19 protein-coding genes and 1 pseudogene are annotated in these 26,771 nt (G+C 71.7%); 10 read left to right on the plus strand and 10 right to left on the minus strand.

The genetic code is table 11. The features are described 5' to 3' along the window. The first annotated feature begins 191 nt into the window (after positions 1–191). A complete protein-coding gene (locus ACIQHQ_RS30820; RefSeq protein ID WP_402618009.1) occupies positions 192–3,632 on the plus strand; it encodes a trypsin-like peptidase domain-containing protein in 3,441 nt (1,146 codons plus the stop codon). Positions 3,633–3,801: 169 nt separating this feature from the next. After that, on the plus strand, positions 3,802–4,758 hold the full coding sequence (locus ACIQHQ_RS30825) for a bifunctional riboflavin kinase/FAD synthetase (protein WP_402618012.1): 957 nt from the start codon (positions 3,802–3,804) through the stop codon (positions 4,756–4,758). On the opposite strand, the gene ACIQHQ_RS30830 is transcribed toward ACIQHQ_RS30825, so the two are convergent. The 8 genes and pseudogenes from ACIQHQ_RS30830 to ACIQHQ_RS30865 form a co-directional block, all read right to left on the minus strand. After that, positions 4,755–5,828: an ABC transporter ATP-binding protein gene (locus ACIQHQ_RS30830; RefSeq protein WP_402618015.1), complete on the minus strand. Its 1,074-nt coding sequence runs from the start codon at positions 5,826–5,828 to the stop codon at positions 4,755–4,757. The genes ACIQHQ_RS30825 and ACIQHQ_RS30830 overlap by 4 nt on opposite strands. Then, entirely contained in the window at positions 5,825–6,910 is a 1,086-nt protein-coding gene (locus ACIQHQ_RS30835; RefSeq protein WP_402618017.1) for an ABC transporter ATP-binding protein, read from the minus strand. The genes ACIQHQ_RS30830 and ACIQHQ_RS30835 overlap by 4 nt, the downstream gene beginning before the upstream one ends. Beyond that, a complete protein-coding gene (locus tag ACIQHQ_RS30840) occupies positions 6,907–7,818 on the minus strand; it encodes an ABC transporter permease (protein WP_402618020.1) in 912 nt (303 codons plus the stop codon). The genes ACIQHQ_RS30835 and ACIQHQ_RS30840 overlap by 4 nt, the downstream gene beginning before the upstream one ends. Beyond that, a complete protein-coding gene (locus ACIQHQ_RS30845; protein ID WP_402618022.1) occupies positions 7,815–8,864 on the minus strand; it encodes an ABC transporter permease in 1,050 nt (349 codons plus the stop codon). The genes ACIQHQ_RS30840 and ACIQHQ_RS30845 overlap by 4 nt, the downstream gene beginning before the upstream one ends. Positions 8,865–8,882: 18 nt before the next feature. Beyond that, positions 8,883–10,736, minus strand: a complete 1,854-nt coding sequence (locus tag ACIQHQ_RS30850) for an ABC transporter substrate-binding protein (protein ID WP_402618025.1) — start codon at positions 10,734–10,736, stop codon at positions 8,883–8,885. Between the two features lie 295 nt (positions 10,737–11,031). After that, positions 11,032–14,193: an AAA family ATPase gene (locus ACIQHQ_RS30855; RefSeq protein WP_402618087.1), complete on the minus strand. Its 3,162-nt coding sequence runs from the start codon at positions 14,191–14,193 to the stop codon at positions 11,032–11,034. Between the two features lie 798 nt (positions 14,194–14,991). Further along, positions 14,992–15,444: pseudogene (locus ACIQHQ_RS30860) on the minus strand (SCO5717 family growth-regulating ATPase); the annotation flags it as partial. A 192-nt stretch (positions 15,445–15,636) separates the two neighbouring features. After that, a complete protein-coding gene (locus ACIQHQ_RS30865) occupies positions 15,637–15,933 on the minus strand; it encodes a DUF397 domain-containing protein (protein ID WP_402618027.1) in 297 nt (98 codons plus the stop codon). A 268-nt stretch (positions 15,934–16,201) separates the two neighbouring features. Between ACIQHQ_RS30865 and rpsO the strand changes: the two genes are divergently transcribed. The 5 genes from rpsO to ACIQHQ_RS30890 all read left to right on the plus strand — a co-directional run bounded on the left by rpsO (position 16,202) and on the right by ACIQHQ_RS30890 (position 21,622). Beyond that, positions 16,202–16,489 (plus strand): 30S ribosomal protein S15, encoded by a 288-nt coding sequence (rpsO, locus tag ACIQHQ_RS30870; RefSeq protein WP_003993372.1) that lies wholly within the window; start codon positions 16,202–16,204, stop codon positions 16,487–16,489. A 287-nt stretch (positions 16,490–16,776) separates the two neighbouring features. Then, complete coding sequence (locus ACIQHQ_RS30875; RefSeq protein ID WP_402618031.1) at positions 16,777–18,996, plus strand: polyribonucleotide nucleotidyltransferase; 2,220 nt, start codon at positions 16,777–16,779, stop codon at positions 18,994–18,996. After that, on the plus strand, positions 18,993–20,372 hold the full coding sequence (locus tag ACIQHQ_RS30880) for a M16 family metallopeptidase (protein WP_402618034.1): 1,380 nt from the start codon (positions 18,993–18,995) through the stop codon (positions 20,370–20,372). The genes ACIQHQ_RS30875 and ACIQHQ_RS30880 overlap by 4 nt, the downstream gene beginning before the upstream one ends. A 28-nt stretch (positions 20,373–20,400) precedes the next feature. Next, a complete protein-coding gene (gene dapB, locus ACIQHQ_RS30885; protein ID WP_402618037.1) occupies positions 20,401–21,153 on the plus strand; it encodes a 4-hydroxy-tetrahydrodipicolinate reductase in 753 nt (250 codons plus the stop codon). A 13-nt stretch (positions 21,154–21,166) separates the two neighbouring features. After that, entirely contained in the window at positions 21,167–21,622 is a 456-nt protein-coding gene (locus ACIQHQ_RS30890) for a hypothetical protein (RefSeq protein WP_402618040.1), read from the plus strand. 121 nt (positions 21,623–21,743) lie between these two features. On the opposite strand, the gene ACIQHQ_RS30895 is transcribed toward ACIQHQ_RS30890, so the two are convergent. Together ACIQHQ_RS30895 and ACIQHQ_RS30900 are read right to left on the minus strand one after the other, a co-directional pair. Further along, positions 21,744–22,295: a hypothetical protein gene (locus ACIQHQ_RS30895; RefSeq protein WP_402618043.1), complete on the minus strand. Its 552-nt coding sequence runs from the start codon at positions 22,293–22,295 to the stop codon at positions 21,744–21,746. A 112-nt stretch (positions 22,296–22,407) separates the two neighbouring features. Then, a complete protein-coding gene (locus ACIQHQ_RS30900) occupies positions 22,408–22,647 on the minus strand; it encodes a hypothetical protein (protein WP_402618046.1) in 240 nt (79 codons plus the stop codon). Between the two features lie 177 nt (positions 22,648–22,824). Between ACIQHQ_RS30900 and thyX the strand changes: the two genes are divergently transcribed. The 3 genes from thyX to ACIQHQ_RS30915 all read left to right on the plus strand — a co-directional run bounded on the left by thyX (position 22,825) and on the right by ACIQHQ_RS30915 (position 26,515). Beyond that, positions 22,825–23,565, plus strand: a complete 741-nt coding sequence (gene thyX, locus ACIQHQ_RS30905; protein WP_033313015.1) for an FAD-dependent thymidylate synthase — start codon at positions 22,825–22,827, stop codon at positions 23,563–23,565. A gap of 212 nt (positions 23,566–23,777) precedes the next feature. Continuing rightward, entirely contained in the window at positions 23,778–24,677 is a 900-nt protein-coding gene (gene dapA, locus ACIQHQ_RS30910) for a 4-hydroxy-tetrahydrodipicolinate synthase (protein WP_390989199.1), read from the plus strand. Positions 24,678–24,829: 152 nt separating this feature from the next. Next, a complete protein-coding gene (locus ACIQHQ_RS30915; protein ID WP_402618050.1) occupies positions 24,830–26,515 on the plus strand; it encodes a ribonuclease J in 1,686 nt (561 codons plus the stop codon). Positions 26,516–26,771: the final 256 nt, after the last annotated feature.

A 26,771-nucleotide genomic window follows, 5' to 3' on the forward strand; every position in this document is an offset into this window, starting at 1 on the left:
ACGGTCCCCCTCGGTTCCCCCACCCCTAGGGTGTATCCAGCCGCCCCGGTTCCTTCACCCGTCCGTGCGGGCGCTCGGAGTGAACCGGGGGAGCGGAAGGGGGCGCTTTCGCAGGGCGACCTGTCCCGCTGATCATCCCGCCTCTACCGTCGAACACAAGGGCACGGGTGTACGGCGGGGAGGCTCGACGAATGGCGTCGCGGAACCGGTCCCGGGAGGCGGACGACAGTCCACAACGCTCCCAGGACAGCCCCGGAACAGCGGGGCACGAGGACAGGGCGTTCCCCGATGACGCCCTCGTCCGTATCCACGATCCGGCCGGCCGCCCCCGCGGCACCGGCTTCCTGGCCGACCACAGGGGCACCCTGATCACCAGCCACGAGGCCGTCGACGGGCTGCCCCGCCTCGTGCTGCACGGGGCCGGGGACCGCCGCCGGGTCGTGGCCGCCGACGCGGTCGTCCCGCTGCCCGCGCTGGACCTGGCCCTCGTGCGGACCGAGGGCCTCGGCGTGCCGCCCCTGCCCGTCACCGTGCGGGACGGCCCCGGGACCGGCGCCTATGTGCGGATCGCCGCCGGCGGCTGGCGCGAGGCCCGGGTGCTGGGCCCGGCCGCCGTGACGTACACGGCCACGGACCGCTTCCACCGCCTCGACGCGCTGGAGCTGGCGGTGGGCACGGCGGGGCGGGACGCGCTGCGGCTGGGCGGCGGAGCGGCCGGGGGGCCCGTGCTCGACGCCGAGACGGGCGCCGTCGTCGCCGTCCTCGGCACGGCGCTCAGCTCCGACCACCGCGACGTCGGATTCGCCGTACCGCTGCACTCCCGGGTCCCCGGAGCGGGGGGCCCGCTCGCCGAACTGCTCGCCGAGAACGCGGCGACGGTCCCCGCCTATGGGCCCGATCTCAACCTGGCCGGAGTGCTGGAGCTGACCGGCACATCGGTGGGGCTGGACGGTCCGCCCGGCGGGACCGGTGTGGCGGAGCCGGTCGAACGGGCGGACACCGCGGCCGAGTTGGACGCCTTCGCGGCAGGCCGGACAGCCGTCCTCGGTCTCGTCGGACCACCCGGCAGCGGTCGTACGACGGAACTCGCGGCGCTCGCCGCACGCCGTGGCCGCAGCGGGCATCCCACGCTGTGGGTGCGCGGCTGCGAACTGCGGGACGACGACACATCGGTGGCGGACGCCGTACGCCGCGCGCTCACCCGGGCCGCCCCTGTCGTCGCCGCCCGGACGCTCCCGCCCCACCTGCCCTCCCCGGCCGACCCGGGGGACACCACGCCCGAGTGCCTGGTCCGCCTCGCCGGTTCCCTCGGCCGGCCCCTGCTGCTCCTCCTGGACGGCCCCGAGGAGATGCCACCGGCGGTGGCCGACCGCCTGGCCGACTGGGCGGACGCGACCGTGCGCTGGCTGCGGGAGACCGGAGTGCGCATGGTGGTGGCGTGCCGCCCGGAGTACTGGGAGGAGATGCCGGACCCGCTGCGCCGACCCTCCTGCGTACGACTCGGCGACCTCACCGAGGACGAGGCCCGCGCGGCCCGGCTGCGGCACGGCATCGCCGAGGGCGCCCTCGGCGGCACCGACGCCCGCCACCCCCTCACCCTCCGTCTGCTCGCCGAGGTCCGGGACGAGTTCGGCGACGCCGCCGACCCCCCGGTCGTCCTCACGGCCCCCGTCGACCGGCACGACGTCTTCTCCGCCTACCTGGACCTGATGGCCCTGCGCATCGCCAGGCGGCTGGCAGCCGGCAACGGCCTGCGCGGCAGTGCCGTACGCCGGCTGGCCGCCAAGGTGGCCGGGCAGGTGCACGAGGCCGCCCGGCGCAGCCTCGGCCCGGGGCCGGGAGACCTGGACCGGGACGCGTTCGAGGCGGTGTTCCCCTGGGGGCCCGTCCCGGCGCGGCTCGGCGGCTGCCCCGGCTGGGCGTCGGCCGTACTCGCCGAGGGTCTGCTCGTGCCCGCCGGGTCCGGCTACCGCTTCGCGCACGAAGGGCTCGCCGACTGGCTCCAGGGCACGCACCTCGACCTCGACGAGGCCCTGCACGTCCTCGTCCACCGCGGTGAGGACGACCGGCCGGACCCGGTGCCGCACCACCGCATCGGGCCGGTCGTCCAGGCCCTGCTGTACCTCGCCCGCCAACGCGGCACCCGTGAGCTGGCCTCCCGCCTGGCCGACCTGGTGCACGCCCTGGACGCCGATCCACGCTCCTGGTGGGCCGCCCGGCTGCTCGCCGGGACGCTCCCGGTCCTTCCCGACGCGACGCCCTGCACCGAGGTGCTGCGGCTGCTCGCCGACCGGATCGTGGCCTGGCGGCGACAGGAGCGGCCCGTGCCGCAGGAGCTCGGGCCCGCCTTCTGGACCGGCGTACGGCTGCCCGAGGAGGAGCGCTGTGCGCTGCTGCGGCGGCTGGTGCACGCCGACGGGCCGCCCCGCGAGTCCGGGCCCCGTTTCCTGGACGCCGTCGCCGGACTCCTTGTTACCGACCCCACCGCCGTGCAACCGCAGCTCGCCCGCTGGTTCGACGACGAGCAGCCGCTGCCCGCCACCCCGCACGCGACCGTGGCCACCGCCGCACAGGCGCTGCTGTACACCCACCGCCACGGTGCCCTGGACGAACTGACGGACGTGCTCGTCGACCGCGGGCACCGGCGGGCCGACGAACTCCTCGCCGTGCTGGCCGAGGAGGAGCCGTCGGCGGTGTGCCGAGCCGTCGACCGGTGGGCGCGCGACGAGCGGCCGGTGCGCAGGAGAGCCGCCGTGGCGCACGGACTGCGCGTCGCGCCGCACGTCAGCACGGGGCACGACCGCGCCCTCCTGCGCTACGCGGCCCTCACCCTGCTCGCCCGCCCCGCCGACCGCGCCCTGCACGGCGGCGCGCTCGCCCTCCTCGTCCAGGACCCCCACACGCGGGCGCGCTACCTGCCGAGGGCGCTGGAGTACTTCGCGGCGGGCGACCCGCAGTTCTCACCGGACGTGCTGGCCGGGGCTCTCCCGACCGACCCCGAGCCGGTCCTCGGGGCCTTCGCCGCCCGGCTGGAGCGGCCGGACGCGGAGGAGGCGCTGCGGGCACTCGCCGACGCCACCCCGCCCGGCCTGGCCCGGCGGATCGCCGCGCTGGTGTGCCGGGCGGCACGGCAGCGGCCGGAACTCGCCGGGCAGGTGGCCGCGTACGCGGACCAGCGGCTGGACCGCGGCCCCGCCGCCCGGCCCGTGCTCCTGCCGCTGGTCACCGGCCTGCTGGAGGACGGTGACGTGCGCCTGCGCTGCGCCCTCGCCGCCGTCCTGTCACCGCCCGGCATCCCCGCCTCGCGCCCGCTTCGCCGCGAACTACGCGAAGCCCTTTTGGTCGAGGAACACGACACCGACGTCCTCGACGCGCTGCTGCACGCCGCCGCCCGCAACGGCGACGACGACCTGCGCGAGCTCGTCCACCGCATCGGACTGCTCCTCGTGCGCACCCCGGAGGGCGCCGCCCGCTTCGACCGCGCCCTGGTGGACCTGGGCCGGCACGTGCCCGGCTTCGCCGCCCGGGCGGCCGGCTGGCTGGCCGACGCGCCCGAGCAGTGGGCGGCACTGGTCGGGCCCGGCTCCCGCCGGATGATCGAGAACCTGGCGGGCGCCGGCGTCCCCGCGTGACCGGCCTCCCGGGCACGGGGCGGCACTACGGTGCCGTGCGCCCTGTCACAGCCCCCATGCCGATGCGGGCAGGAGGCACCCGGCATGGCACCCTTAGACCTGCGCACGAGGCAACCACGGACAACGACCGGACACGGGTTCGACGAGCTTTCGACAAGGAGCAGGCACAGTGCAGCGCTGGCGTGGCTTGGAGGACATCCCCCAGGACTGGGGGCGCAGCGTCGTCACCATCGGCTCCTACGACGGAGTCCACCGCGGACACCAGCTGATCATCCGGCACGCGGTGGACCGCGCCCGGGAACTGGGCGTGCCCGCCGTCGTCGTCACCTTCGACCCGCACCCCAGCGAGGTCGTCCGCCCCGGCAGCCACCCGCCGCTGCTCGCCCCGCACCACCGCCGCGCCGAACTCATGGCCGGCCTGGGCGTGGACGCGGTGCTCATCCTCCCCTTCACGACCGAGTTCTCGAAGCTGTCCCCGGCCGACTTCGTCGTCAAGGTCCTCGTCGACAAGCTGCACGCCAAGGCGGTCGTCGAGGGCCCCAACTTCCGCTTCGGCCACAAGGCCGCCGGGAACGTGGAGTTCTTGTCCACGCAGGGCAAGATCTACGACTTCGAGGTCGAGGTCGTCGATCTGTTCGTGACCGGTGAGGCGGGCGGCGGCGAGCCGTTCTCCTCCACGCTGACGCGACGGCTGGTCGCCGAGGGCGACCTCCAGGGCGCGGCGGAGATCCTGGGACGTCCCCACCGGGTCGAGGGCGTCGTCGTCCGAGGCGCGCAGCGCGGGCGCGAACTGGGCTTCCCCACGGCCAATGTCGAGACCCTGCCGCACACGGCCGTCCCGGCCGACGGTGTGTACGCCGGCTGGCTGCACGCCCAGGGCGAAGTGATGCCGGCCGCGATCTCCGTGGGGACGAACCCGCAGTTCGAGGGGACCGAGCGCACGGTGGAGGCGTACGCCATCGACCGGGTGGGGCTCGATCTGTACGGATTGCATGTCGCGGTGGACTTCTTGGCGTTCGTGCGGGGGCAGGCGACGTTCGACACGCTTGACGCGCTGCTGGAACAGATGGGGCGGGACGTGCAGAAGTGCCGTGATCTCGTGGCCGCGGCTGAGCCGTCCGCCTAGTCTTCTCGAGGGCCGTCCGCGGGTGAGACGTGCCTGGTCGCGCGGTTCCCCGCGCCCCTCTGGGGCGAGTTGGAAGCTGCCCAGTGGCAGGCCACCTGGGACGGTTCGCTGCCGTCGAGGATTTTCAGGTCTTGATTCCTGCACGCGTCCGCCACGCCCGCCCGTTCCGCCTCACCGCTCGCGAGAATCTGGCAGCGGGCGTGGAAGCGGCAGCCCGACGGGACGCGGGAGGGGTCCGGGGGCTCGCCCGTGAGGACCACCGGGGTGCCCGGGGCCTCGGGGAGGACGGACAACAGAGCCTGGGTGTACGGGTGCCGGGGGGCCGTGAGGACCTGCTCGACCGCGCCCGTCTCCACGATCCGGCCCAGGTACATCACGGCGACCCGGTCGGCGATGTTCCACGCCAGGCCCAGGTCGTGCGTGACGACCAGCGCGGACAGGCCCAGCTCGGCGCGCAGCCGTAGCAGCAGGGCGAGGATCTCGCCGCGCACCGAGGCGTCGAGGGACGCCACCGGTTCGTCGGCGACGAGGAGTTCGGGTTCCAGGACGAGTGCGCCGGCGATGACGACACGCTGGCGCTGCCCGCCGGACAGTTCGTGCGGGTAGCGCAGGAAGAAGCGCTCCGGGGGGCGCAGACCGGCCCGGGACAGGGCCTCGGCGACCGCTGTGCGCTCGTCGCCGCCGTAGCCGTGGATGCGCGGGCCCTCGGCGACCGCGTCGTACACCGTGTGGCGGGGGTTGAGGGAGCCGCTCGGGTCCTGGAGGACCAGCTGGACGCGTTTCCGGTAGGCCTTGAGGGACCGGCCGGAGTAGGCGAGCGGGCGTCCGTCGAAGGTGACCCGGCCCGCCGTCGGCTCGACCAGTCCCAGCAGACTGCGGGCCAGGGTCGTCTTGCCGCAGCCGGACTCGCCGACCAGCGCGACGATCTCGCCGGGGCGGATGTCGAGGTCGACGCCGTCCACCGCGCGGGCCCGGGGGCCGCCGTGCCGGCCGGGAAAGGTGACGTGCAGGCCCTGGGCGCTCAGCAGCGGGGCCGTGGTGACCTCGGGAGCCGTCGGGGAGATGGTCATGGTGTGCTGGGCCTCGCTTCCTCCAGGGCTTCCGGCTCCTCGGCCGACCGCTCACCACGGGCCTGCGGATCCCGGACCGCCTCACGGGACTCGGGTTTCGTCGCCGCCCGCTCCTCGACGGCCGCCGCGTCCGGCGGGCCGGCCAGCACGCACGCCGCCCGCCGCTCCGGTCCCGCCGCGCGCAGCGCCGGGTCCTCCTCGGCGCAGGACTCCAGCGCCACCGGGCACCGGGGATGGAACGTGCAGCCGGACGGCAGCGCCGCCGCGTCCGGTGGGTCACCCGCCAGCCCTTGCGGCGCGAACCGGGACGCCGGGTCGCCGATACGCGGGAACGCGGCGGAGAGGGCCTTGGCGTACGGGTGCCGGGCGTCCTCGTACACCTGGGCGGCCGGGCCCTCCTCGACCACCCGGCCCGCGTACATCACCGCGAGCCGGTCGCAGGTGTCGGCGAGGACCGCCAGGTCGTGGCTGATCATGACGAGGCCGAGGTCCTGGTCCGCGACCAGCTGCTCGATGAGCCGGAGGATCTGGGCCTGGATCATCACGTCCAGGGCGGTGGTCGGCTCGTCGGCGATGACCAGCCGGGGTTCGCAGGCCAGCGCCATGGCGATCATGACGCGCTGGCGCTGTCCGCCGGACAGCTCGTGGGGGTAGGCGCCGGCCCGGGCCGCGGGCAGGCCGACCTGCTCCAGCAGCTCGCCGGTCCTCCTCTTCGCCCCAGCCGGGGTCGCCTTCTTGTGCAGCAGGATCGGCTCGGCGATCTGGTCGCCGACGCGGTGCACGGCGTTCAGGGAGTGCATCGCGCCCTGGAAGACGATGGAGGCCCCGGCCCAGCGGACCGCCCGGACCCGGCCCCACTTCATGGTCAGCACGTCCTCGCCGTCGAGGAGCACCTCCCCGGTGATCCGGGCGCCCGCCGGCAGCAGCCGCAGCAGGGCCAGCGCCAGCGTGGACTTGCCGCAGCCGGACTCCCCGGCGAGGCCGAGCTTGTGGCCCGCCTCCAGGCGCAGGTCCACCCCGCGCACCGCGGCCGCCCCGCCCGCGTACGTCACGGTCAGGTTCCTGACGTCGAGCAGACTCAACGCGACACCCCCAGCCTGGGGTTGAGGACGGACTCCACGGCCCGCCCGCACAGCGTGAACGCCAGCGCCACCACGGCGATGGCGATGCCCGGCGGCACCAGGTACCACCAGTCCCCGGCACTGACCGCGCCCGCCTCGCGCGCGTCCTGGAGCAGCCCGCCCCACGACACGACCGTCGGGTCGCCCAGGCCGAGGAAGGCGAGGGTCGCCTCGGCGAGGATGGCCGAGGAGATGATCAGCGTCGTCTGGGCCAGCACCAGCGGCATCACGTTGGGCAGGACGTGCCGGGACATGACGTGCCAGTGGCCGCCGCCGAGCGCCCTGGCCCGCTCGATGTACGGCCGGGTCTCCACGGCGAGGGTCTGGGCGCGCACCAGCCGGGCCGTGGTCGGCCAGGTGGTCACGCCGATCGCTACGACGGTCGTGGTCAGCGAGCGGGACATCACGGTCGCCAGGGCGATCGCCAGCACCAGCGTCGGCATGACCAGGAACCAGTCGGTGATCCGCATCATCACCGTCGCGTACCAGCCCTTGAAGTGCCCGGCCGTCACCCCGATCAGGGTGCCGATCGCCACCGACAGCACGGCGGCGAGCAGCCCGACCAGCAGCGAAACCCGCGAGCCCCAGATCACCAGGCCCAGCAGGTCCCGCCCGAACTGGTCGGTGCCGAGGGGGAACTCGGCGCTCGGGCTCTGCATCGGAAGCCCCGGCGCCTCCGTCACACTGCTCACGTCGGAGCCCACGAACAGCGGTGCGAACAGCGCCAGCAGCGCGCACAGCGACAGCGCGGTCAGGCCGTACAGCCCTGCCCGCTCGCGGCGGTACAGCCGCCAGAAGCGGGCGACGGATGCCCGGCGCCGCTGCCGGGCGAGGGCGCGCGGACTCGGGGCCGTCTCGGTCGTCGTCATCGGGCCACCCGGGGGTCCAGCAGTGGATAGACCAGGTCGGCGAGGGTGTTCATCAGGATCACCGCGGCGGCGAACACGAAGAACAGACCCTGCACGAGTGGCAGATCGGGCACGCTCAGCGCCTGGTAGAACAGCCCGCCGAGGCCGGGCCAGGAGAACACCGTCTCCACGAGGATCACGCCCGCCACCGTCCGGCCGAGGTTGATGAAGATCAGCGTCACGGTCGGCAGCAGCGCGTTCGGCACGGCGTGCCGACGGCGCACGAGGTCGTCGCGAAGCCCCTTGGCCCGCGCGGTCGTCAGATAGTCGCTGCCCATCTCGTCCAGCAGCGCCGACCGCGTGACCAGCAGCGTCTGCCCGTACTCCACGGCCACCAGCGTCACCACCGGCAGCACCAGATGGTGCGCCACGTCGAGGACGTACGCGAAGCCCTCCTCGCCGCCCGATTCCATGCCGCCGGTCGGGAACATGCCGGGCAGCGGGCCGATGCCCACCGACAGCACGATGATCAGCAGCAGTCCCAGCCAGAAGGACGGGATGGAGTACAGCGTCAGCGCGAGGCCCGTGTTGACACGGTCGCCGAGCTTGCCGTGCCGCCAGGCCGACCGGGTGCCGAGGAGGATGCCCAGTACCGTGTAGAGGACGAACGCGGTCCCGGTGAGCAGCAACGTGTTCGGCAGCGCCTCGGTGATCTTGTCGACGACGGGGGCGCGGAACTGGTACGACGTGCCGAAGTCGCCCGAGAGGGCCTTGCCGCAGTAGTCGGTGAACTGCCGCCACAACGGCAGGCCGAGCCCGAACTCCTCGCGATAGGCGGCCAGCTGCTCCGCCGACACCTGACGGCCGCCCGTCATGGTCTTCACCGGGTCGCCGGGGATCAGCCGGAAGAGGAAGAAGCTGGTCACGAGCACGGCGAGCAGCGACACGGCGGCACCGGCCACCTTTCCCGCCAGGTACCGCGGGTACGCGGAGCCCTTGCGTACCCGCGGCCCTGCGGCCGTCTGCTGCTTGTCCTCGACCAGCGCGGGAGTCGCGTCAGCGGTCATGGGTACCCGCTCGCCGCTTCACTCGCGTTCCTCGGCGGTGGCCCGCCGCCGCATCGCCGCGAAGACACCGAGCCCGGTCAGGACCACGACACCCGCGGCGATCCCGACCACGACCCCCGTCGACGACGCGTTGTCGGAGGAGCCGCCGGAGTCCGCGGGGACCGCCGACCACCAGCTCCAGTAGCCGTCCTGGCCGTAGATGTTGCCCGCCTTCGCCGGCATGGTCGTGATCGACTTGATCTGGTCCGTCCGGAAGGCCTCGACCGCGTTCGGATACGCCATGACGTTCATGTACCCGAGGTCGTACAGCCGCGACTCCATCTGCTTGACGATGTCCGCCCGTTTGGCGGGGTCGTACTCGGTGAGCTGCCGGGCGTAGAGCTCGTCGTACTGCTTGTCGCAGATGAAGTTGTCCGTGGCGCCCGTGTCCTTCGGGGTCGCCGGGAGCGCCCCGCACGTGTGGATGGACAGCACGAAGTCCGGATCGGGGTTGACCGACCAGCCGTCGAAGGCCAGGTCGTACTTGCCGGCCAGCCAGGGGTCCGTCACGTTGTCCAGGCAGTTGAGCCGGACGCCGATGCCGAGCTCGCCCCACCACTCCTGGAGGTACTTGCCGACCGCCTTGTCGTTCGGATCGGTGGCGTGGCACAGCACGCGGTAGGTGATCGGCTTGCCGTCCTTGCCGACGCGCTTGCCGTCGCCGTTCTTCTTGTACCCCGCCCGGTCGAGCAGCCGGGCGGCCTCGGCCGGGTCGTACGCCAGCTTCTGGCTCGCGGAGGGCCGCCAGAAGTAGTCCTGGAAGCGCGGCGGGATGTAGCCCTCGCCCTCGACGGCGTGGCCCCGGAACACCTTGTCGATGATGGCCTCGCGGTCGACGGCCCGGAACAGGGCGTTGCGCACCCGCTGGTCCAGCAGGGACGGGTGGCCGTCGCCGAACTTCTCGCCGTTCTTCGCCTTCGCGCCCGGGTTGGTGGCGAGGGCGTAGAAGCGGCGGCCGGGGGCGTCGTTGACCTGGATGTCGTCCGCGCCCTTCAACGACTCCGCCTGAGCGGGCGTCAGGGACGGGGACCCGGCGACGAAGGACACCTCCCCCTTGCGCAGTGCCGACACGGCCGCGTCCTGGTCTTTGTAGTAGCGGAAGACCAGCTCGTCGAACTTCGGCGATCCGCGCCAGAAGCTCTTGTTGGCCTTGAGCCGGACATGGCTGTCGGCCTTGTAGCCGCTCAGCACGAACGGCCCGTTCCCCACCACGGGGAAACTCTTGTCGTTGTTGAACTCGGAGAAGTCCGAGACCTTCTCCCACACGTGCTTCGGCACGATCGGCACGTCCAGCGCGGCCATCGTGGCCTGCGGCTTCTTCAGCTCGATGACCAGTTTGGTGGGGCTCGGGGCGGTCACCTTGCGGAAGTTCCCGACGTAGCTGCCGTTCGCCGTGGCCGCGCCGGTGTCGGTCATCATCGTGTTGAACGTCCAGGCCGCGTCCTCGGCGGTGACCTGCTGCCCGTCCGACCACGTGGAGTTGTCACGGATCGTGTAGGTCCAAGTCAGCTTGTCCGCCGACGGCTCCCACTTGGTGGCCAGGCCCGGGATGGCGTGGTTGTCCTTGGGGTCGTAGTTGGTCAGGTACTCGTACATGAGCCGGTGAATGCTCGTACTGAGCAGCCGGACCGCGAGGAACGGGCTGAGCGAGTCCACGCTCTGCGCCACCGCGACGGTCAGCACCTTCTTGCCGTCGCCGGCCGCCCGGGCCTGCTGGTGCGCCGGGGCGAACGGGGTCGCGAGACCGGCGGTGAGGGTGAGCGCGGCCGCCCCGGCCAGGGCGACGAGCCGGAGGCCGTGCGGGAGGCTGCGTTTCTGATCGTTCGTGCCCATGGTCGGACCTCGCGTCATCGCTCGGACGGGAAGGACGGGTTGATCAGCTGTCAGATGCGTGATGTGTGTGTACCAGCGGCCTCTTCACCCGTCAACGGCGAGTTCACCCCTTGTGGCCTGCGGAAATAACGAATTGGCGAGCTTTCCGCCCCCATTGGTCGAGACCACTGACGCGCTCCTGGCCAGGGCCTGGCAACGGAATTCACCCCTGAACGCGCCGAGGCCCGCGCCGAGTCGGAACGGCGCGGGCCGGGCGGCGAACGTCCCCTCGAATGGGGCCGATCGGGTGAGGCGATTACTGCGTCGGGGGCGGGGGCGGCGGAGTCTGCCCGTCGGGCTGGGCCGGGTGGCCGGGTTGACCGGGCTGTCCCGGCTGCGGGTAGCCGTAGCCCGGCTGCGGGGGAGCGGCCGGGGGTTGACCGGGCTGGGGGTACGGCTGCCCGGGGTGGGCCGCCGGTTGCCCCGGCTGCGGACCGGGCTGTCCCGGCTGGCCGGGCTGCGGATAGGGGGGCTGACCAGCGGCCTGCGGGTAGGGCTGGCCGGGCTGGACCGGGGGCTGACCCTGCTGCGGGTACGGCTGACTCGGCTGGGCGTACGGCTGGCCGGGCTGGACCGGGGGCTGACCCTGCTGCGGGTACGGCTGACTCGGCTGGGCGTACGGCTGGCCGGGCTGCGGGTACGGCTGGCTCGGCTGGGCGTACGGCTGGCCGGGCTGCGGCTGCGGCTGCGGCTGCTGCGGATACGGACCCGGCTGCTGTTGCCCGGGGTACGGCGGCTGGCCCGGCTGGGCGTAGGGCTGCCCGGGCATGGCATGGCCGGGCATCGGCGGGGCCGCGACCGGCGGCGGATTGCCGTCGGAGGTCCACAGACCGTGCGCCTGCTGATGGCGGGTGAAGTCCTCGGCGACCATCGCCGCGAGGTTGAAGTACGCCTCCCGCACCTTCGGCCGCATCATGTCGAGGTCGACCTCGGCGCCCGCGGCGAGATGCTCGTCGAACGGCACGACGATGACACCACGGCAGCGCGTCTCGAAGTGCGTCACGATGTCGTCGACCTTGATCATCTTGCCGGTCTCGCGCACCCCGGAGATGACGGTGATGGACCGCGAGACGAGGTCGGCGTACCCGTGCGCGGACAGCCAGTCCAGGGTCGTGCTGGCACTGCTCGCACCGTCTACGGACGGCGTCGAGATGATGATGAGCTGGTCGGCCAGGTCGAGCACACCGCGCATGGCGCTGTAGAGCAGGCCGGTACCGGAGTCGGTGAGGATCACCGGGTACTGCTTGCCCAGCACGTCGATCGCGCGCCGGTAGTCCTCGTCGTTGAAGGTGGTGGACACGGCCGGATCGACGTCGTTGGCGATGATCTCCAGACCTGAGGGGGCCTGCGAGGTGAACCGCCGGATGTCCATGTACGAGTTGAGGTACGGGATCGCCTGGACGAGGTCACGGATGGTGGCCCCGGTCTCCCGCCGCACCCGGCGCCCGAGGGTGCCCGCGTCCGGGTTGGCGTCGATCGCGAGGATCTTGTCCTGCCGCTCGGTGGCGAGCGTGGAGCCGAGCGCGGTGGTCGTGGTCGTCTTGCCGACACCGCCCTTGAGGCTGATCACGGCGATCCGGTAGCAGGACAGCACGGGCGTGCGGATCAGGTCCAGCTTCCGCTGCCGCTCGGCCTCCTCCTTCTTCCCGCCGATCTTGAACCGACCACCACCGGCCGCCGGACGGCTGCTCTTCGCCTTCTGTTTCTTGCTGTTGAGCAACCGGTCGGACGACAGCTCCACGGCAGCGGTGTAACCGAGCGGCGCGACGCCGGGGTTGGTGGGCCGCCGCTGGTCGTGCTGCATCGGCTGCGGCCAGGCGGCACCCGTACGGGGGTCCACGGGCTGCTGGGGCTGCCCGGGCTGCCCGGGCTGCCCGGGCTGCCCCGGATGGACCGGCTGACCCGACTGCTGCTCGTGCTGCCCGGCGTGCGGAGGCTGGGCCCCGGGCTGCGGCTGGGCTTGCGGGGGTACGCCGGGCTGGGACTGCTGGGGGAAGCCGTAACCGCCCTGGGCGTGGGGCGTGCCCGGCTGCGGGAAGCCGTAGCCGTCCTGCGTGGGAGGCAGCGGGGGGCCGTCCGGCTGCTGGACCGGCGCCGGGGGCTGTGCCGCCTGTGCGGGGGCGCCGGGCTGCGGGAAGCCGTAGCCGTCCTGCGGGATCGGCGTCGGTGCGGCGGGCTGCTGGGCCGAGGGCTGCTGCGGTGCTGCCGGGTCCGGCGTGCCCGGCTGCGGGAAGCCGTAGCCGTCCTGCGTGGGAGGCGGCGGCGGGCCGTCCGGCTGCTGGACCGGCGCCGGGGGCTGTGCCGCCTGTGCGGGGGCGCCGGGCTGCGGGAAGCCGTAGCCGCCCTGGGCGTTCGGCGCGGCCGGGGGCTGGGCTCCCGGGTGCGGGAAGCCGTAGGCGGGCTGCGGTGCGGGCTGGGCGGGCGGCTGGTTCCACGCGGCAGGCGCGGGCTGCGGCGCCTGCGGCTGGAACGGCGGCTGCTGGGCCGGTACCGACGGCTGCGGCGGCACCGGCGGCTGCCCCTGCGCCGCCGTCGGCTGCGCGGGCACGTTCGGGGCCGCGGCCTGGGCCTGCGGCTGCTGCTGTGCGGGCCAGTGGCTCGCGGGCGCCGGGACGGCCGGCTGGTACGACGGCGGCAGTGGCGGTACGCCCTGCGGGGCCGGGGGAGCCCAGGCCGGCTGGGCCTCGCCCGCACCCGGCCCGGCGGCATCCTCGGAAACGCTGTCGACGGGCTCGGCGCCGGAGGCCTCGGCGCCGGAAGGCACCGCGTCGGTGGGCTCGGCGCTCACAGGCTCGGCATCCGCGAGAGGAGCGTCAAAAGCCTGCGAGTCGGCAGTCTCGGCAGCAGCCGTGCCCGCGTCTTCGTGCTCAGCTTCGGCCGGTACGGCGTCCACAGGCTCGTCGGCCCCGGGCTGGGCGTCTTCGGGCTGGGCGTCCTCGGGCTGGGCGTCCTCGGGATGGGTGTCCTCCGGCTCGGCGTCCCCGGATCCGGCGTCCTCCGCTCCGGCGTCCCCCGCCCCGGCGTCGTCGGGCGCGACGTCCTGGGCATCGGCTTCTTCGGCCGGGACGTCCTCTGCGGCCTGCGGGTCGGGAACGCCGGACGCGATCTCCTCGGCTTCCGAGCGCGTGTTCGCCGACTCGGACTCCTCGGCCGACGGCACGTCGATGAACGCGTCCGCGTCCAGCGCGTACTCCGAGACCGCGGCGGAGACGTCGTCGACCTCCGCGCCGGAGCCGTCGCCCTCCGCGTCATCGGTACGGATACCGCCGCCGGCCCCGTCGGCGTTCTTGCTCTCGGTGTCACCGTCGCCGTCGACGCCCGGCACCTCGGGGGCGTCGGCGGTACCGGCTGTGGGAACCGTCTGCGCCGCGGCACGCTCCTCGATCTCCCGCTGCAGGGCCACGGCGGAGAAGCGCATGGTGGCGCCGCTCTCGAGGTCACCGGCGCCCGGCTCCTCGGCCTCGTCGGCAGCCGGATCAGCCGAAGCGTCGGGAACGGCCGGAGTCTCAGAGGCGGCAGGGGGAGTCGCCGGAGCGTCGGGAACGGCCGGGGTCTCAGAGGCGGCAGGGGGAGTCGCCGGAGCTTCGGCAACGGCCGGGGCCTGCGGCGGAGCCGACGGTGTCCACTGCGTCCGGTACGCGCTCGCGGGGACGTTCGGCACGGCAGTCGGAGAGGCCGGGCCCCCCGCGGGTGCCTCGGTCTGCCCGTGGGGCTGAGCCCCCGGCTGCGGTCCCTGCGGCTCGAAGCCGCTGCCCATCGGAAGCCTGGGCACGGCAGAGGGGCTCTGGGAAGAGGGTGCGGGCGGCGTCGGTGGCGTGAAGGGCGCACCGGGCGCGGGCGGCGTGAACGGAGCACCCGGAGCGGGCGCAGGCGCGGGAGGAGTGAAGGGCGCCCCGGGCGCCGGAGCCGGGGCGGAGGCCTGCCCCGGCAGGGACGTCGGAAGGGACGAAGGACCACCGGAAGGGTTGGCATGCGGCGGCGGAGCGAGGCCCGGCAGCGGCGGCACCGGTACCTTCGGCATCCCGGAAGCACCGGGCACCCCAGCAGCCCCCGGAACTCCCGAACCGCCGGCCGCGCCGGAAGCCCCGTGCCCCCCGGGACCTTCGGGCACGCCGGAAGGTCCCGGCGTTCCCGAACCCGCGGGCGCCCCCGAAGCACTGGAGTCCTCGGACGCTCCCGCCCCCTGCCCCGCACTCGAGTTCCCCGAGGCGTTCTGCGTGTACCAGGCGGGCGGCGCGTAGTCGATGGTGAACTCGCCCGTCACCTCTGCCGCGGTCTCCGCGTCGGGCTGGTCATCGCCGGGTGTCGCCCAGCCCCCGCGGATCCCGTCCCGATCGCTGCTCACAGTGTTCCTCCTGGTGTGGTCGAGCACCCTCATGGCGTGCTGGGGCGACCCTTGCTTGTCGTCCGACGTCGTGCGTAGTCGCTTGAGGCGAATCGAGGTCGTCCGAGGTCGTCCGCTCCACAGGCTCCCCCGCCTTCCCCCCTGGGACGCCGACGCCGGCCACGGTTCCGACGGCGCGCCCCGTCCCAGCCTAATCACCACAAGCCCCGCCCCGGCAGGCCCGTCCACCCCCGAGCAGCTGTCCGTCGCGTCACAACCTGCCCAGAAGGTGCCCGGAAGTGACGTATACGGCACGCACGTTGGTGAATAAACCGGGCGATACATGTGAAGAATCGCCAACCGCCTTGCAGCGCCACCGTCTTGGGGTCATGAGGAAGCAGCCGCCTTGAGGCGCGCGAACGAAGGACGGGACATGCGAAAGACGAGTACATGCGAAGCGCGGGACATGCGAAAGCGCGGGACATGCGAAGAGGGGCGGCCGTTCACCGGCTCACCCCTCGTCGTCCACGGCGGCGCTTACCGCCCGGCTTCAGGCCCCCCGCTGCGCGCCCCCGGCTCAAGGTCGAACTCCCCGTCCCGAGCCCCCAGCACGAACGCCCGCCACTCCGCCTCCGTGTAGCGCAACACCGTCTCCGGGTCGAGTGACGAGCGCATCGCCACGGCCCCCTCGGGCAGGTAGGCGATCTCGACCCGCTCCTCGTGGTCCTCGGTTCCCGGCGCGCTGTGCCACTCGACATCGGAGATGTCGAGGGCGTAGAGCTCGTCCCGCTCCCGCTCCTTGCGTGCCTTGATCTCCTCAGCCGTCTCCGCCATGCCGCAGCGACCCCTTCCCGACGTACGAACGATCCGAATCTGCTCACCCTAGTGGCCTCCTCCCCTCCGGCCGGGAGCTTCGAAGGACCAGGGCGAAGAGGGCCCCGACCACCTGATACCCTGGACGACGGCCGTTTGTGTACGCACCCCCGGAGCTCACCGCTCTGGAGGCCGCGCCCAGCGGATCCCCGCCTTCCGAGTCATGGAAGCTCCCCCGAGACACAGACCGGGGGCACTCGGTGGCCATCACAGACTACGAGGAGTACGCGTGCCGCTCGACGCCGCTACGAAGAAGCAGATCATCACCGAGTTCGGCCAGAAGGAGGGCGACACCGGCTCCCCCGAGGTCCAGGTCGCCATGCTCTCGCGCCGCATCTCGGACCTGACCGAGCACCTCAAGACCCACAAGCACGACCACCACTCCCGCCGTGGCCTGCTGATCCTGGTGGGCCAGCGTCGCCGCCTTCTCCAGTACCTGGCGAAGAAGGACATCCAGCGCTTCCGTGCGCTGGTCGACCGCCTCGGCATCCGCCGTGGTGCGGCGGGCGCCAAGTAAGACGCCGTGAGGGGAGCGGTTCCCGAAGGAAAGGGGACCGCTCCCTTTGCTGTACGTGCGGAGTGTCACCACTGCTTTGTAGTGTGGTAGCACAACGCAGGACGAACGACACAGCATGACAAGAAGAGGAGAGGCGCACCCAGCCGCCGCCGGTCCTCGGTAGTGGCCCCCGGGGGAAGCGAGCCCGGGTGCTTCGATCGAAGACCGGCCCGCACAGCCCGGAGCGCTTCTCCGCAACCGTCTTCCCGCCACACGGGCCGGGAGACGAGGACGAGGAGAAAGTACTAGTGGAGAACGAGACCCACTACGCCGAGGCCGTCATCGACAATGGCGCCTTCGGCACCCGCACCATCCGCTTCGAGACGGGCCGCCTGGCCAAGCAGGCCGCCGGCTCCGCCGTGGCGTACCTGGACGACGACACCATGGTGCTGTCGGCCACCACCGCCTCCAAGAACCCCAAGGACCAGCTCGACTTCTTCCCCCTCACGGTGGACGTCGAGGAGCGGATGTACGCCGCCGGCAAGATCCCCGGCAGCTTCTTCCGCCGCGAGGGCCGCCCCTCCGAGGACGCGATCCTCACCTGCCGCCTGATCGACCGCCCGCTGCGCCCCTCCTTCAAGAAGGGCCTGCGCAACGAGATCCAGGTCGTCGCCACGATCATGGCGCTCAACCCCGACCACCTGTACGACGTCGTGGCGATCAACGCCGCGTCCGCGTCCACGCAGCTGGCCGGCCTGCCCTTCTCCGGCCCGATCGGCGGCGTCCGCGTCGCGCTGATCAACGGCCAGTGGGTGGCCTTCCCGACGCACACCGAGCTCGAGGACGCCGTCTTCGACATGGTCGTCGCGGGCCGCACCCTGGAGGACGGCGACGTCGCGATCATGATGGTCGAGGCCGAGGCCACCGAGAAGACCATCCAGCTGGTCAAGGGCGGTGCCGAGGCGCCGACCGAAGAGGTCGTCGCCGCCGGTCTGGACGCCGCGAAGCCCTTCATCAAGGTGCTCTGCAAGGCCCAGGCCGACCTCGCCTCGAAGGCCGCCAAGCCCACCGGCGAGTTCCCGATCTTCCTCGACTACCAGGACGACGTCCTGGAGGCGCTCACCGCGGCCGTCAAGCCCGAGCTCGCCCAGGCGCTCACCATCGCCGGCAAGCAGGAGCGCGAGGCCGAGCTGGACCGCGTCAAGGGTCTGGCCGCCGAGAAGCTCCTCCCGGAGTTCGAGGGCCGCGAGAAGGAGATCTCCGCCGCGTACCGCTCGCTCACCAAGCAGCTGGTCCGCGAGCGCGTGATCAAGGAGAAGAAGCGCATCGACGGCCGCGGTGTGACGGACATCCGTACGCTCGCCGCCGAGGTCGAGGCCATCCCGCGCGTGCACGGCTCCGCGGTGTTCGAGCGTGGCGAGACCCAGATCCTGGGCGTCACCACCCTCAACATGCTCCGCATGGAGCAGCAGCTGGACACCCTCTCCCCGGTGACCCGCAAGCGCTACATGCACAACTACAACTTCCCGCCGTACTCCACCGGCGAGACCGGCCGCGTCGGCTCCCCGAAGCGCCGCGAGATCGGCCACGGCGCCCTCGCCGAGCGCGCCCTCGTGCCGGTCCTGCCGACGCGCGAGGAGTTCCCCTACGCGATCCGCCAGGTCTCCGAGGCGCTGAGCTCCAACGGCTCGACGTCCATGGGCTCGGTCTGCGCCTCCACCATGTCGCTGCTGAACGCCGGTGTGCCGCTGAAGGCCCCCGTCGCAGGTATCGCCATGGGCCTGATCTCCCAGGAGATCGAGGGCGAGACGCACTACGTCACCCTCACCGACATCCTCGGTGCGGAGGACGCCTTCGGCGACATGGACTTCAAGGTCGCCGGCACCAAGGAGTTCGTGACCGCCCTCCAGCTCGACACCAAGCTGGACGGCATCCCCGCCTCCGTCCTGGCCGCCGCTCTCAAGCAGGCCCGTGACGCCCGCCTCCACATCCTCGACGTGATGATGGAAGCGATCGACACGCCGGACGAGATGTCCCCGAACGCCCCGCGGATCATCACCGTCAAGATCCCCGTGGACAAGATCGGCGAGGTCATCGGCCCCAAGGGCAAGATGATCAACCAGATCCAGGAGGACACCGGCGCCGACATCACGATCGAGGACGACGGCACGATCTACATCGGCGCGGTCGACGGACCGTCCGCCGAGGCCGCCCGCACCACGATCAACGGCATCGCCAACCCGACCATGCCGGAGGTCGGCGAGCGCTACCTGGGCACGGTCGTGAAGACGACCACCTTCGGCGCGTTCGTGTCGCTGCTCCCGGGCAAGGACGGTCTGCTGCACATCTCGCAGATCCGCAAGCTCGCCGGCGGCAAGCGCGTGGAGAACGTCGAGGACGTCCTCGGCGTGGGCGCGAAGGTCCAGGTCGAGATCGCCGAGATCGACTCCCGCGGCAAGCTCTCCCTGATCCCCGTGGTCGAGGGCGAGGAAGGCTCTGACGAGAAGAAGGACGACGCCGACAAGTGACGTCCCAGCGCTCCCAGGCGACGGCCCGCACCTCCTCGGAGGCGCGGGCCGTCGCCCGTACCCAAACCCTCATCAAGGGCGAGAACGGCATCGGCACGGTCCGCAAGACCACCCTCCCGGGCGGACTGCGCATCGTCACCGAAACCCTACCCTCGGTCCGCTCCGCCACCTTCGGCATCTGGGCACACGTCGGATCCCGCGACGAGACCCCGGCCCTGAACGGCGCCACCCACTACCTGGAGCACCTGCTCTTCAAGGGCACGAACCGCAGGTCCGCCCTGGACATCTCCTCCGCCCTCGACGCGGTCGGCGGCGAGATGAACGCGTTCACGGCGAAGGAGTACACGTGCTACTACGCACGCGTGCTCGACGCCGACCTGCCCCTCGCCATCGACGTCGTCTGCGACATGCTGACGGGCTCCCTCATCCTCGAAGAGGACGTGAACGTCGAGCGGGGCGCGATCCTCGAAGAGATCGCCATGACCGAGGACGACCCGGGCGACTGCGTGCACGACCTGTTCGCGCACACGATGTTCGGCGACAACCCCCTCGGCCGCCCGGTCCTCGGCACGGTCGACACGGTCAACGCCCTCACCGCCGACCGCATCCGCCGCTTCTACAAGAAGCACTACGACCCGACCCACCTGGTCGTCGCCTGTGCCGGCAACATCGACCACAACAAGGTCGTACGGCAGGTCCGTGCCGCCTTCGAGAAGGCCGGTGCCTTCAAGGACCTCGCCGCCGACCCCGTCGCCCCGCGCGGCGGCAGGCGTGCCCTGCGCACCGCGGGCCGCGTCGAGCTGATCGACCGCAAGACCGAGCAGGCACATGTCGTGCTCGGCATGCCGGGCCTGTCCCGCACGGACGAGCGGCGCTGGGCCCTGGGCGTGCTGAACACCGCCCTCGGCGGCGGCATGTCCTCCCGGCTCTTCCAGGAGGTCCGCGAGAAGCGCGGCCTGGCCTACAGCGTGTACTCGTACACCTCGGGCTTCGCCGACTGCGGCCTGTTCGGCGTGTACGCCGGCTGCCGTCCGTCGCAGGTGCACGACGTGCTGAAGATCTGCCGCGACGAACTCGACCTCGTCGCCGAGCACGGCCTGTCCGACGAGGAGATAGGGCGTGCGATCGGGCAGCTCCAGGGGTCCACGGTCCTCGGCCTGGAGGACACCGGCGCGCTGATGAACCGTATCGGCAAGAGCGAGCTGTGCTGGGGCGAGCAGATGTCCGTCGACGACATGCTGTCCCGGATAACGTCGGTCACCCCCGACGACGTCCGCGAGGTGGCCCGCGAGATCCTGGGACGGCGGCCCTCCCTGTCGGTCATCGGCCCGCTGAAGGACAAACAGGCGGCTCGTCTGCACGACGCCGTCGCCTGACCACCCCCTGGTGAAGGAAGCACAAGAGATGAGCAAGCTGCGCGTGGCGGTCCTCGGCGCCAAGGGCCGGATCGGCTCGGAAGCCGTACGAGCCGTCGAAGCCGCCGAGGACATGGAACTGGTCGCCGCCCTCGGCCGGGGCGACAAGCTGGAGACGCTGACCGACTCCGGCGCCCAGGTCGCGGTCGAACTGACCACGCCCGACTCGGTCATGGCCAACCTCGAGTTCTGCGTCGGTCATGGCATCCACGCGGTCGTCGGCACCACCGGCTGGACCGACGAACGCCTCGCGCAGCTGAACGGCTGGCTGTCCGCCTCCCCGGAGACGGGCGTGCTCATCGCGCCGAACTTCTCCATCGGGGCCGTCCTCACGATGAAGTTCGCGCAGCTCGCCGCCCCCTACTTCGAGTCCGTCGAGGTCGTCGAGCTGCACCACCCGAACAAGGTGGACGCCCCCTCCGGCACCGCCACGCGCACCGCCCAGCTCATCGCCGAGGCCCGCCGCACCGCCGGCACCGCCCCGGCCCCCGACGCCACGGCCACCGCCCTCGCCGGTTCCCGCGGCGCCGACGTCGACGGCGTCCCGGTCCACGCCGTGCGGCTGCGCGGTCTGCTGGCCCACCAAGAGGTCCTGCTCGGCGCCGAGGGCGAGACCCTCACGGTCCGGCACGACTCGCTCCACCACAGCAGCTTCATGCCGGGCATCCTGCTCGGCGCCCGCCGGGTGGTGAGCACCCCGGGCCTGACCCTCGGCCTGGAACACTTCCTGGACCTGAACTGAGCCCCTGACCGTCATGCGCGCGAAGCTCACCTACGCCCTCACCGCAGCCGTCCTGGTCGTCTACTTCGTCCTGGTCGGCAGCCGCGGCGTCCTGCTCATCGAAACCGGCACGGCCCTCACCGTCACCTTCGGTGTCGCCGTGCTGATCCTGCCGGTCATCGGCCTGTGGTTCCTGTGGAAGAACACCCAGTTCGCCCGCAAGGCCGGCCAACTCGCCGCCGAACTCGACGCCGAGGGCGGCCTGCCCGTCGACGAACTGCGGCGCACCCCCAGCGGGCGCATCGACCGGGACTCGGCCGACGAGGTCTTCGCCAAGCGCAAGGCCGAGACGGAGGACGCCCCCGACGACTGGCGCGCCTGGTTCCGCCTGGCCGTCGCCTACCACGACGCCCGCGACACCCCGCGCGCCCGCAAGGCGATGCAGCGCGCGATCGCCCTGCACGACGGCAAGCAGCCCGACGCCGCCTGAACCAGTCCCCACTCATGCCGGCGGGGGGGGGCCCGGGGGGGGGGGGGGCCCCCCCCCCCCGCGGGGGGGGGGGGGGCGGCGGGCGCCCCGGCCCCCCCCCCCGCCGGCATGAGTGGGGACGTCAGCGCGGGCCGTACTCCTCGGCCCACGCCTCGACCGAGTCCGCAGCCCGGTCGAAGGCCTCCGCGCGACCCAGGAAATCCGCGTTGTGGGTGGTCAGCAGTGGCGAAGGACCGGTGTCCCGGCCCTGGCGTCCGAGCAGCAGCGCCTGCCCTTGGACGGTCCGCGGCAGTCCCAGCCAGCGCACCGGCTGTTGCACCGTACGCACGGAGACGACCTGCTCCCAGGACGCCGTACGCGTGGTGAGGAAACCCACGCGCCGCAGCCCTCGCGCGCTGACCCACACGCCCACGCGCAGCAGGCGCACCGCCGCGGCGATGACGAGCAGCGCGAGGGCGAACACCACCGCGGCCGACGCCAGTTGGGTCGTCGCGGCGATGACGACCGCCGCGAACAGCACGAACGAGGCGAGCAGCAACGCGAGCGCCGCCGCTCCGACCCGCCACGGACCGGGCCGGTACGGACGCCGCCAGCGGTCACGGTCGTCGTAGGGCAACGGAACGTCGTCCGCCGCCTCGAAAGCGCGATCGGCCGTCAGGAAGGGCAGGGGCACGGCTGGTCCTCACTCGATCCATGCGTGGGCTGTGCCCGGTGAGGCTACCGATCTGTGTCCCCGGTCACCACTGGCGGGGGGCCGGATGGAGTCACCGCCGGTGCGGCGCCGTTCAGCGCTTCTCGGACGCCTGCGACTGCTGAGGCTGATCAGCCGTCTTGGCGGGCGTCAGCGCGGGCGTCCCGATGACCAGGGACCCCACGAGCCCCGCCACGATGGTGAGCCCCAGCAGGCCACGGCCGGCCATCTGACCGACGGACGACCGCTCGCGCGGTGGGGGAGTGACATTGCTGCGGAACCTGTCGGCCTCGGCTACGAAGGCAAACGGTACGGGTTCACGCCGACCGAACATCAGGGGTGCTTCTCCTTCGGGGGGTGGAACGGATCACTGTCGTCTGTAGAGACGAACGAACTCCCTCAGAGGTGCCCTGTTTCACCGACTTCATTGCGGCACGGCACCGATCGCGCTGATTTCGGCGGGCCGTAGAGTGGCGTCGCCACACGACGAGATGGGAAGGCCCTGCCAACCGTGACCGACACCCCCGCCGACGACCTCAAGCCCAGCTACCGCAGCGACGTCACCGTCGAGCTGGTCAAGCACACCGCGTCCGACGCGGACGTCCTCTTCGCCGCCCGCGTCTCGACCCTGGGCGAGCAGTCCCTGGACGAGCTGAAGAAGGACCCCGAGCGTTCCAAGGGCCTGATCAACTACCTGATGCGGGACCGGCACGGCAGCCCCTTCGAGCACAACTCCATGACCTTCCTCATCAGCGCCCCGATCTTCGTCTTCCGCGAGTTCATGCGGCACCGCGTCGGCTGGTCGTACAACGAGGAGAGCGGCCGCTACCGCGAGCTCCAGCCCGTCTTCTACGTCCCCGACGAGTCCCGCAAGCTGGTCCAGGAGGGCCGCCCCGGCAAGTACGTCTTCGTCGAGGGCACCCAGGCCCAGCAGGAACTGGTCGGCCGCGTCATGGAGGACTCGTACCGCCAGGCGTACGAGGCCTACCAGGAGATGCTCGCCGCCGGTGTCGCCCGCGAGGTCGCCCGTGCGGTCCTGCCGGTCGGCCTGTACTCCTCGATGTACGCCACCTGCAACGCCCGCTCGCTGATGCACTTCCTCGGCCTGCGCACCCAGCACGAGCTGGCCAAGGTGCCGTCCTTCCCGCAGCGCGAGATCGAGATGGTCGGCGAGAAGATGGAGGCCGAGTGGTCCCGGCTGATGCCGCTCACCTACGCCGCCTTCAACGCGAACGGACGGGTGGCGCCGTAACGCACCGTCGAGTCCCCGGTCAGGCACAGATGTGCGGTTCAGCCGCGCGAAGTGTCCGTATTGCGGCATTTAGAGAAGTTCATCTAGCCTGATCAAACGGGTCCGGCACTGCTTGAACCCCCGAGCAGGCAGTGCCGGGCTCCACCTTTGTCACGACTTGTCGCCCGCCCCGCGGGCAGACCCGGTCCTGAGCAACGAGTAGCGTGTAACCCATGGCTCCGACCTCGACTCCGCAGACCCCCTTCGGGCGGGTCCTCACCGCCATGGTCACGCCCTTCACGGCGGACGGCGCACTCGACCTCGACGGCGCGCAGCGGCTCGCCACCCACCTGGTGGACGCAGGCAACGACGGCCTGGTCATCAATGGCACCACGGGCGAGTCCCCGACCACCAGCGACGCGGAGAAAGCGGATCTCGTCCGGGCGGTCCTGGAGGCGGTCGGAGACCGAGCCCACGTGGTGGCCGGAGTCGGCACCAACGACACACACCACAGCATCGAACTCGCCCGTGCGGCCGAGCGCACCGGCGCACACGGCCTGCTCGTGGTGACTCCGTACTACAACAAGCCTCCGCAGGAAGGCCTCTACCGGCACTTCACGGCGATCGCCGACACCACCGGCCTCCCGGTGATGCTCTACGACATCCCCGGCCGCAGCGGCGTCCCGATCAACACCGAGACGCTCGTCCGCCTCGCCGAGCACCCGCGGATCGTCGCCAACAAGGACGCCAAGGGCGATCTGGGCCGCGCCAGCTGGGCCATCGCCCGCTCCGGTCTCGCCTGGTACTCCGGCGATGACATGCTCAACCTGCCCCTGCTCTCGGTCGGCGCGGTCGGCTTCGTCTCGGTCGTCGGCCACGTCGTCACCCCTGAGCTGCGTGCCCTGGTCGAGGCGTACACCTCCGGTGACGTCCAGAAGGCCACCGAGATCCACCAGAAGCTGCTCGCCGTCTACACGGGCATGTTCCGCACCCAGGGCGTGATGACCACCAAGGCGGCGCTCGCCCTCCAGGGACTGCCGGGTGGGCCCCTGCGCGCCCCCATGGTCGAATGCGCGCCCGAGGAGATCGAGCAACTCAAGATCGATCTTGCCGCCGGCGGGGTACAGCTCTGACATCGGACTTCGCGCGGACCTCCGCGCAACTGCTTCACAACTGAATAGGCGGGCCACGTGCTCGCACCACCCCACACACAACTGCTCATGCACGAACGTCACGCGCGCCACGTGCCCCACCGGCACGTGGCGTGTGTGGTGAGGAGAGTCTTTTGAGTCATCCGCATCCCGAACTCCGCACGCCCCCGCCGCTCCCCGAGGGCGGCCTGCGTGTCACTCCGCTCGGCGGCCTCGGCGAAATCGGCCGGAACATGACCGTCTTCGAATTCGGCGGCCGCCTGTTGATCGTCGACTGCGGAGTGCTCTTCCCCGAGGAGGAGCAGCCCGGAATCGATCTGATCCTGCCGGACTTCTCGTCCATCAGGGACCGCCTCGACGACATCGAGGGCATCGTGCTCACGCACGGGCACGAGGACCACATCGGCGGCGTCCCCTACCTCCTGCGCGAGAAGCCGGACATCCCGCTGATCGGCTCCAAGCTGACCCTCGCCCTGATCGAGGCCAAGCTCCAGGAGCACCGCATCCGGCCGTACACCCTCGAGGTGGCGGAAGGGCACCGCGAGCGCATCGGCCCCTTCGACTGCGAGTTCATCGCGGTCAACCACTCCATCCCCGACGCGCTGGCCGTGGCCATCCGCACCCCAGCGGGCATGGTCGTCCACACCGGCGACTTCAAGATGGACCAGCTCCCGCTGGACAGCCGCCTCACGGACCTCCACGCCTTCGCGCGTCTGAGCGAGGAGGGCATCGACCTCCTCCTCTCGGACTCGACGAACGCCGAGGTGCCCGGGTTCGTCCCGCCCGAGCGGGAGATCTCCAACGTCCTGCGCCAGGTGTTCGCCGGAGCCAGCAAGCGCATCATCGTCGCGAGCTTCGCCAGCCACGTGCACCGCATCCAGCAGATCCTGGACGCGGCGCACGAGTACGGCCGCCGCGTGGCCTTCGTCGGCCGCTCCATGGTCCGCAACATGGGCATCGCCCGGGACCTGGGCTATCTGAAGGTCCCGCCGGGCCTGGTCGTGGACGTCAAGACGCTCGACGATCTCCCGGACAGCGAGGTGGTCCTGGTCTGCACGGGCTCCCAGGGCGAACCGATGGCGGCCCTGTCCCGCATGGCCAACCGCGACCACCAGATCCGCATCGTCCAGGGCGACACGGTGATCCTGGCGTCGTCCCTGATCCCCGGCAACGAGAACGCGGTCTACCGCGTGATCAACGGCCTCACCCGCTGGGGCGCCCACGTGGTCCACAAGGGCAACGCCAAGGTCCATGTCTCCGGCCATGCCTCCGCGGGCGAGCTGCTGTACTTCTACAACATCTGCCGGCCCAGAAACCTGATGCCGGTGCACGGCGAATGGCGTCATCTGCGTGCCAACGCCGAGCTGGGCGCCCTGACCGGTGTGCCGCACGACCGCATCGTCATCGCCGAGGACGGCGTCGCCGTCGACCTCGTCGAGGGCAAGGCCAAGATTTCGGGCAAGGTCCAGGCGGGCTACGTCTACGTCGACGGCCTCTCGGTCGGTGACGTGGGCGAGCCGGCCCTCAAGGACCGCAGGATCCTCGGTGACGAGGGCATCATCTCGGTCTTCGTGGTCATCGACTCGTCCACCGGGAAGATCACCGGCGGCCCGCACATCCAGGCCCGCGGATCGGGCATCGAGGACTCCGCCTTCAGCGATGTCGCGCCCAGGATCACGGAAGTGCTCGAACGCTCCGCGCAGGACGGCGTGGTCGAACCCCACCAGCTCCAGCAGCTCGTGCGCCGCACGCTGGGCAAGTGGGTTTCGGACACCTACCGGCGCCGGCCGATGATCCTGCCTGTGGTGGTGGAGGTCTGACGGCTCGTCCGGCCTGAGCCCACGCCAACTAGGAGCGGGGCGCCTCGATTTGCATCGAGGCGCCCCGCTCCAGTAGGTTTACAACTCCTCCCGACGGGGCACCCGGGCCAACTCAGGCACCAGGGCCATGCCCAGCCGGGGAGGAAAATCCGACTCAGAAGTTCTGATAAAGTCGGAACCGCCGGAAAGGGAAACGCGAAAGCGGAAACCTGGAAAGCACCGAGGAAATCGGGTCGAGAAAAGATCTGATAGAGTC

The sequence above is a fragment of the Streptomyces sp. NPDC092370 genome (genome assembly GCF_044755265.1).
Taxonomy (GTDB): Bacteria; Actinomycetota; Actinomycetes; order Streptomycetales; family Streptomycetaceae; genus Streptomyces.